Origin of the sequence: Amycolatopsis sp. NPDC101161 (assembly GCF_044768185.1) — a bacterium.
Lineage (GTDB): Bacteria > Actinomycetota > Actinomycetes > Mycobacteriales > Pseudonocardiaceae > Amycolatopsis.
Genome location: NZ_JBIWPI010000009.1, coordinates 302,905 through 309,786, shown reverse-complemented (window position 1 = coordinate 309,786; position 6,882 = coordinate 302,905). Strand labels below are relative to the sequence as shown.

General features: G+C 61.3%; 11 protein-coding genes. 7 read left to right on the top strand and 4 right to left on the bottom strand.

Annotation, left to right across the window (positions count from 1 at the left end; translation table 11 throughout):
• The first annotated feature begins 315 nt into the window (after positions 1–315).
• From ACIRSS_RS50105 to ACIRSS_RS50095, 3 genes are all read left to right on the top strand, one after another.
• Positions 316–627 (top strand): hypothetical protein, encoded by a 312-nt coding sequence (locus ACIRSS_RS50105; protein WP_400909520.1) that lies wholly within the window; start codon positions 316–318, stop codon positions 625–627.
• A 78-nt stretch (positions 628–705) separates the two neighbouring features.
• Positions 706–1,311 carry a hypothetical protein gene (locus ACIRSS_RS50100; protein WP_400909518.1) on the top strand — a complete coding sequence of 202 codons (606 nt, stop codon included), beginning with the start codon at positions 706–708 and terminating at the stop codon, positions 1,309–1,311.
• A 97-nt stretch (positions 1,312–1,408) separates the two neighbouring features.
• Positions 1,409–2,050 carry a DUF4160 domain-containing protein gene (locus ACIRSS_RS50095; RefSeq protein ID WP_400909516.1) on the top strand — a complete coding sequence of 214 codons (642 nt, stop codon included), beginning with the start codon at positions 1,409–1,411 and terminating at the stop codon, positions 2,048–2,050.
• 27 nt (positions 2,051–2,077) lie between these two features.
• On the opposite strand, the gene ACIRSS_RS50090 is transcribed toward ACIRSS_RS50095, so the two are convergent.
• The 3 genes from ACIRSS_RS50090 to ACIRSS_RS50080 form a co-directional block, all read right to left on the bottom strand.
• Complete coding sequence (locus ACIRSS_RS50090; protein WP_400909514.1) at positions 2,078–2,719, bottom strand: hypothetical protein; 642 nt, start codon at positions 2,717–2,719, stop codon at positions 2,078–2,080.
• Between the two features lie 66 nt (positions 2,720–2,785).
• Positions 2,786–2,995 (bottom strand): DUF397 domain-containing protein, encoded by a 210-nt coding sequence (locus ACIRSS_RS50085; RefSeq protein WP_400909512.1) that lies wholly within the window; start codon positions 2,993–2,995, stop codon positions 2,786–2,788.
• Positions 2,995–3,879, bottom strand: coding sequence for a helix-turn-helix domain-containing protein (locus ACIRSS_RS50080; protein ID WP_400909510.1), 885 nt, complete (start codon positions 3,877–3,879; stop codon positions 2,995–2,997). Before ACIRSS_RS50080 ends, ACIRSS_RS50085 begins: the two co-directional genes overlap by 1 nt.
• A 253-nt stretch (positions 3,880–4,132) precedes the next feature.
• Here ACIRSS_RS50080 and ACIRSS_RS50075 point away from each other — a divergent pair, with 253 nt between their 5' ends.
• From ACIRSS_RS50075 to ACIRSS_RS50065, 3 genes are all read left to right on the top strand, one after another.
• The gene (locus tag ACIRSS_RS50075; protein ID WP_400909508.1) at positions 4,133–4,498 is read left to right on the top strand and encodes a recombinase family protein; all 366 of its coding nucleotides are present in this window, start codon (positions 4,133–4,135) and stop codon (positions 4,496–4,498) included.
• Between the two features lie 224 nt (positions 4,499–4,722).
• Positions 4,723–4,917 carry a hypothetical protein gene (locus tag ACIRSS_RS50070; protein ID WP_400909506.1) on the top strand — a complete coding sequence of 65 codons (195 nt, stop codon included), beginning with the start codon at positions 4,723–4,725 and terminating at the stop codon, positions 4,915–4,917.
• Between the two features lie 25 nt (positions 4,918–4,942).
• Complete coding sequence (locus ACIRSS_RS50065) at positions 4,943–5,134, top strand: hypothetical protein (protein ID WP_400909504.1); 192 nt, start codon at positions 4,943–4,945, stop codon at positions 5,132–5,134.
• A 110-nt stretch (positions 5,135–5,244) separates the two neighbouring features.
• Here the strand turns inward: ACIRSS_RS50065 and ACIRSS_RS50060 are convergent, their stop codons facing one another.
• On the bottom strand, positions 5,245–5,760 hold the full coding sequence (locus ACIRSS_RS50060; protein ID WP_400909502.1) for a hypothetical protein: 516 nt from the start codon (positions 5,758–5,760) through the stop codon (positions 5,245–5,247).
• Between the two features lie 134 nt (positions 5,761–5,894).
• Between ACIRSS_RS50060 and ACIRSS_RS50055 the strand changes: the two genes are divergently transcribed.
• The gene (locus tag ACIRSS_RS50055) at positions 5,895–6,725 is read left to right on the top strand and encodes a S1 family peptidase (protein ID WP_400909500.1); all 831 of its coding nucleotides are present in this window, start codon (positions 5,895–5,897) and stop codon (positions 6,723–6,725) included.
• Positions 6,726–6,882 lie beyond the last annotated feature (157 nt).

Sequence of the window (6,882 nt, the reverse complement as noted above, 5' to 3'; positions counted from 1 at the left end):
GTGGACCTGGGCGAGCGACTCCACCGGGGCGTCGAGGCGGTGGGTGTTGATGTCGCCGCTGTGCGGGCCGGGGCCCGGCACCCGCGGGCCCCCCCCCCCGCCCACCCCCCACACCCCCGCCCCCCCCCCCCCGAAGCCAACCCCCCCCCCCCACCCCAAACACAACGAGGTTCCCCCCCCCCCCCCCCCCCCGCGAAGTTAAAACGGGGGTGCGGTCAGTCTGTGGTTAGGTTTCAAGATGGGGCTTGAAGAAGATTATTTTGCGATTTTCACCTCACCTATCCGCGCAAACTAACCCTAACAGGAGACTTGCTTATGTCCTCCACACTTGCCAAGCAACCAAAAACACACAACCCGCTCGATATAGAAACGTTCGAGATCAAGCCAACGAAGATGCACAAGGCCATCCTTGGCCGCTTCAGCCGTAACGACCCCATGCCAGAGTTCCGCGTGCGTTACCACGTGCACGATATCGAGAATCCGAACGTCGTCACGTATCACGACTCCGCCGTTTCTCACACCGACGGCACCTTTACCATTTACCGGAACTTCCAGAGCTACAGCCAGCTTACGCACGTCATCACCGTGCGGTTCGCCAGTGCAGCAGACAAGGCGCTATCCAAATGAGTATCGTCAGTGCTCCTGCGAACTTGCAACTATCTACGACTGTCACCTGTGCCATCTGCAAGCGAGAACGCACCTACGATGACGTATCGGCCGGCCTACTTCGGCCAGATGGCCAACAAGCGTTCGCGTGCAATGGTCACTTTTGGGACGGCGGCCGGCGATACACTGGCTGGGCCAGCTTTATTGCCGAAGAACGCACCCGCCGAGTCGCCGAAATATTGTTACCTTGGGGGGAGGATTGTGATGCGCAGCCACTGGGTTGAGCATCGGACGTTACACGGCAACACGATCTTATCTTGGGATATCGCTCACCACTTCTACACTAGGCACCAGCGCACGGCTGTAGTCGTGACCGACGTGCCAAACGTTCTCTATCCGGCCGTGAGGAAGCAGTGGCTTAAGGTCATTCGCCAGGTACAACGCGAGCGGAGTAGCACGTTAGATGCAACTAAGATCCACGAACTGACAAACGACATATCCCGGATGCTCGGCTTGTGCATGACAACCAAATCACCTTACGAAGTGCCCTCTAGCGATATTGGGATGCGATTTGCTGACGTGAGCGGACTACTGGCAGAGCCGCCGATATGTCACACGCTCTATGTCACGGTGAGCTTGCCCCCCGAGGTGCTTGAAGAGATTTCCCGGTACATGCCCGAAGGTAGCCTCATCGTGCAGTACTAACTTCGTTGCTCACTTCCGCCGTAGCTCATAATATGTACTTATGCGACTACGAGGCGGCATCGCGAGCACAACCCACGTGGACGCTCATGGTCACCGGATGACCAAGAGCGCACTTGACGGTGCCGCCGAGCAACTGCGGGCGAAGTACATACCGCTCCTGATCAACCATGACTGGGAGCAGCACATCGGCGTGAACCTGAACGCGCGGGTCGTCAAGCTTGAAGACGGTGAATACGCCATGATCGTGGTGTCGGGCATCTTCAGTGACACGAGCGAGTTCGCTACCTATCCTACGGGAGCGCCGAACACCGCCTGGGCGGACTACGAGGCGGTATTAGATGATGTAGAGGCTCAAGTGCCAATGCTGTTGAGCACTGCCGCTAGTAAGAAGCGCCCAAAGTCGGAACCATACCCGCCGACTCTCGCCGGACAGCTAGAACTGCACCTGGACTCTACGACGATTGCACCCGACGGCAGTGTGTATCTCATCAAGCAGCGGGTTGCGACCATTCGCGACCTCGAAATCAACGTCTATCCCAAAGACCATGACCCGCCGCACTTTCACGTTCGGTCGAAGCAGCGCAACCTGGATGCACGTTTTCATGTCTACACACTTGAGCTGATCAATGAAAAACACGGTAAGGTCAAGCCTAAAGAAGTCAGGCAAATCCAAGATTTCTTTAAGAACAACACCACGATGCACACGCTTTTGAAAAGCGAGCATGAACGTCTCCAGTAGCAGGGCAGCGCACCCGACGCTTGATCGTCACGCTGGGTATTTGATCGCAAATGCTTGGATGCCATCAATGAGGCCGCGAACATCGCTTTCGACATAGTCGCCGTATTGTCCGTGAGCCGCCAAGTTACGCAAAGCCAGCCACGATGTGACTTGCTTCTGCTCAAGACCACCGTAGACAGATTCCCTCTTGAGATCGGCGTTCATGGTGTCGGCCTTCTTCGGCTTGCCGCCGTCATTTGTCGCAACGCCATGCTTCACACACAAAGCCCGTATATGAACTTCCAGAGACGAACCGGCGATGACAGCAGCAGCGTCTTTGTAATTCTTATCCAGTAACTCTTCGGCCATCTCCAGGTAGCCCTTATGGGTATCGGCATGCACTAGCTCAACGATGGATTCAAGCCAGCCAGCTTGCAAGTCGTCCCTGAGCGCCTGAACGATGGCCGCTAGTCTGGACAACTGGTAGTCGGGCATGAATCTCTGCCGCAGCTCGGTAGCCTCCACCCGATACGCGCTCGCAGGTATAGTTAGTCGTTGAATTGCCGAGTGCATACGAGTAACGAGCGCATTAGATTTTAGCTCGCCAAATCCGGCCGCCATAGCCTCGACACGGTGATACTCCTCCAACAAAGTATCAAGCTGCTTGATCGCATCCTGCGGTGTGTTCACTCGTGTACCTCCGCGTGCAAAGAGTAGAGGACCTGCCCCTTAGAGCAGGTCCACTAGCATTTTGCCTCACGGTCGTTGAAACTCCCCGTCCGCCACGCCGCCCATGAACGCGTCCCACTCGCTCGCTGTGAAGACCAGCGCCGGACCCTTGCCCTGTTGCTTGCTGTCGCGCATAGCGACCCGGCCGTCATCCAAGAAGGCGACCTCAACGCAGTTGGCCTGGCCGTTGCTGCGGCTGCTCTTGAACCACTGAGCACCAGCCAGCTCAGCACTCATCATGTCTTGTACTCCCTTGCTGCTGTCGCCAGCATGTGCTTGCTGTCCGTCTCCGGGAGCGAGGCGTCCCAGATGCGGCGAAACGCCCCGTCGTAACGGTCGATCTCGTGCGGCTTGTCGAGGTAGAGCGCGCCGGTGAAGCCGTCCACGTAGACGGTAGGCGGCTCGGTCTCCTTGCCGTCACCGTTGGTCGGGAAACGCAGCGTGACGAACGGCCCGGACATGACGCCGTGGTGCAGCCCGGCCGCGAAGTGCGCCACCCGCAGCGAGACGTTCGGCAGCTCGGCGACCTGGACCAGCCGGGCGAGCTGGCCGGCCATCACCTCGTGGCCGCCAATCGGCCGCCGCAAGATCGCCTCGTCGAGCACCACCCGGAAGTCCGGCGCGGCCGTGACCCGGGTAAGGAGCGTCTGCCGCTCCATCCGCAGGTTGACCCGGCGCTCGATCTCCTCGGCGTCAACGTCCTGGTTGTCGGCCTCGATCAGGGTGCGGGCGTAGTCGGCAGTCTGGAACAGGCCGGGCACCAAGTCGGACTCGTACCACTGGAAGCTAGAGGCGGCACCCTCCAGACCGATGTAGACGTCGAAGCCACCGGGGATGACGTCGCCGTAGGCGTGCCACCAGCCCTTGGTCTTCGTCTCTTTGGCCAACCCCTTGAGCGCTTCGGTCATCTCGGCGTCCACGCCGTAGACCCGGCACATGGCCTCAACGTCCAGGCTGCGGAGACTGGTCTGACCGGTCTCGATGCGCCAGATTTTGGCCTCGGACCACTCCAGGGCTTCAGCGGCCGCCTTGACCGTCAGCCGGGCATGTCCGCGAGCGTCCTTCAGGTACCGGCCGAGCTGTCGGCGCGGCACCGTCGAGCCTGACTCCTTGTCAGCCAACGTCCCTACCTCTCATTCCGGGGCCACCTTACACCCGATTTGAAAGCATCCCGTCGCACAACTTGAAATGCGATCCACAAGTTCGGGTACTTCCAAGCGAGCCTTCAAAGTGAAGTCTTGCATATTCGAGGTTCGCGGTGCTTGACTCGCCACAGGGAGCAACGGAACAGCTACCCCCCTCGAACGTTCGCCCAGTAGCGCAGCGGTCCCCGACGCCGCTACTGGGCGGACCACCAGCAAGAAAGTTGGGGCGATGACTGCACTCTTGGATGAGGAACCGCGCCTCGCGACGCTCGGGCCGCTGGCCTACGGCTACATGCGGGTCCCGGCCGACGTGCCCGATAAGAAAGTGCACCGCCTGGAGCGGCAGCTTCGGGAGTTCGCCACTCGACACGGACTGTACTTCGTCAGCTTCTTCTTCGAGTTCTCTTGCGGCTCGCGCGAGGGGTTCGACGAGCTGGTGACCGAGCTCAAGCGAGCTGATGCCCGCCATGTCGTTGTGCCGAGCCTCCGGCACCTGGCGCACAGCCGGTTGCTGCAACTTGCCCTCTGCGAGCAGCTCCAGCGGGAGGCCCAGGCCGACGTCCTGGCCATGGCCTACCGGACGGAGATCGAGTGAGCAGCTCGGGGCTGGCCACGAGTCCCCAACATGCAGTGTCAACGGCCAACCTTTGGGCACCGCTGGCACATCTGGCCTGGTGGTTGCACGAGCCCGAGGAGACCGGCCGGCTGTGCGAGCTGTGCGGGTGTTCGTGGCCGTGCCCGCGATACCGGATGTTGACAGAGCCGCGACGGTTCGCCGCCTGAACTCGTCCCCTTACTTCTGTTTAGAGAGAACTCGCCATGGATGATCAAACCAAAGCCCTCATTGAATCGCTCCAGGCCGTCAGCCGTCACGCCGAGCCCGTGGCCAACGCCCTCATGCTCGGCAACATTTCGCCCGCCAAACAACGTGAATACGCCCAGATGCTGACCGGCCTTGGCGATTTGCTCCGCAAGCACGCCGACCGCGAAGAAGGGCCGGCCACGAGTGAGTGAGCAACGCGCGAGCGTCGTCGGCCGCATGGAAACCGCCGTGACTAACTTGCGGATTGTTACCGAACGCCTGAAACACGGGATGGCGACCGGGCGCGAATTACAAGACGCCAGCGGCTTACTTACCGCACTCGCCGATGTGCTCAGCTTGTACGCCGACAAGATGCCGGACGAAGAACCAGGCGGCCGGCATGTCGTTCGTGAACCGCCGGACTCGTGAATATCGTCGGGCTGTACGTCGTCATTGTCGGCGGTGGCCTATTCCTGCTAAGCCTGGGGGTCTTAGCAGTCGCTCGACTTCTTGAACGCGAACCTGACAACGACGACCGTTCACCAGCGGTCATCATCGCGCGGGTACAGCACGAACGGGAAGTTGAGCGCATCGCCAACGCGGATACGCAGGTACTCCCGGCAATATCGCCGGACAACGTGCCAACACAACCGCTCCCGGCGTACGTTCCACTGCCGCAGCGCAAACGGCCCGATGTCGAGCCGCGGCCGACACCGTGGCCGCGCCAACGGTACGCCAGCGAACCCGACAGAGAAGTAATGCAGCGCATCCTGTACGGCCTGAAACACCTTGAATAGTCCCCATCGAACGGACGTCAGCCCGTGGCCTACGTAATTATGTTTTCCAACGAACATATTGCTGACTGCTTCCTGCAAGCCGCACGCTGGCTGCGGGATTCCGCGCAACGTAGCGTGAACATTCACGCCGTTGCGGTCGAAGTCCAGGTAGAAGACGAGCCAGATGGCACGCCCGAAGTGCATCACCTGACACTTTGTTACAACGACGGTTGCGACCCGCCCGACGAAACCGAACTGGCGGCGTATCGCGCCGAGCACGGGCGCGAACTGTAGCCCGAATCCCTAATCTCCTCCAGCACCCGACATGCCGGAGGCAGTAGAAGCACACCCGCACACGAGAAAGGCACGTTTTGAGAAAGACCGTAATAGCGTCCGTCGCCGCCCTCAGCGGCTTGGCCAACCTGTTCGGAGCGGCTCCGGCCACGGCCGCCGTACAGCCGAACATCGTCGGCGGCAGCGCTGCCACCGGCAACACGTCGTGGGCCGCCTCGCTCCAGTACGACGCGCCGGACTACAACCGGTTCGACTACCACACCTGTGGCGGGGCGCTGCTGTTCCGCTCGTGGGTGGTCACCAACGCCCACTGCGTGACGGACATGCCGCCGGAACTCCTGAAGGCCAAGAGCCTGTCCGCAAACGCGTGCGAGGGTGGCCAGCCCATCCCCACGAAGGCCAAGCAGTTCCGCGTGCGTGTCGGCTCCAAGGACCGGACGACCGGCGGCGAGCTGGCCAACGTGGTGAGCATCGTCGTGCATCCCGGCTGGCACTGGGGCATGACCGCCCCGACCGACGACATCGCCATGCTCAAGCTGGACCACTCGGTCAACCAGCAGCCCATCCAGCTCGCCGGACGAGCAGCGCAGCCCGGCAAGCGCATCACCCTGTACGGGTGGGGTGTGGACCAGCCGGACTGTTCGGCGAACCTGCCGACGCAGCTCCAGCAGCTCAGCACGCGGGTGCTCCCGGCTGCCAAGTGCGCCGACGCCGGCCAGTCCACCGGCGAAATCTGCACCAGCAACCCGCACGGCACGGACGGCCCCGGTCCGGGTGACTCCGGCAGCCCGGCTGTCGAGTTGGTCAACGGCGTGCCGCAGCTCGTCGGTACGGGCAGCCGAGGAGCCAAGCAGTACCCCGGTGAAGGGCCGACCATCTACACCAGCTCGCCGGACTTCCGACAGTGGCTGTACGACACGGCGCGAGGCATTCCGGCCGCTTCCGCGTAGCTGACACGCAAAACGAGAGTAGCCCGGCCATCACGGCCGGGCTACTCTGCGTTACAGAACCTGTTACAATCTGCTATAGGTCCAGCGTACGGCGCACGAACTCATACAGCTTGGGGTTCAAGAAGTGTCCTGTCACCCCGACGGACAAGCCACGTCT

Coding starts and splice junctions, on each gene's coding strand:
- ACIRSS_RS50105 (WP_400909520.1), top strand. CDS start 316: ATGTCCTCCACACTTGCCAAGCAACCAAAAACACACAACCCGCTCGAT.
- ACIRSS_RS50100 (WP_400909518.1), top strand. CDS start 706: ATGACGTATCGGCCGGCCTACTTCGGCCAGATGGCCAACAAGCGTTCG.
- ACIRSS_RS50095 (WP_400909516.1), top strand. CDS start 1,409: ATGACCAAGAGCGCACTTGACGGTGCCGCCGAGCAACTGCGGGCGAAG.
- ACIRSS_RS50085 (WP_400909512.1), bottom strand. CDS start 2,995: ATGAGTGCTGAGCTGGCTGGTGCTCAGTGGTTCAAGAGCAGCCGCAGC.
- ACIRSS_RS50075 (WP_400909508.1), top strand. CDS start 4,133: ATGACTGCACTCTTGGATGAGGAACCGCGCCTCGCGACGCTCGGGCCG.
- ACIRSS_RS50070 (WP_400909506.1), top strand. CDS start 4,723: ATGGATGATCAAACCAAAGCCCTCATTGAATCGCTCCAGGCCGTCAGC.
- ACIRSS_RS50065 (WP_400909504.1), top strand. CDS start 4,943: ATGGAAACCGCCGTGACTAACTTGCGGATTGTTACCGAACGCCTGAAA.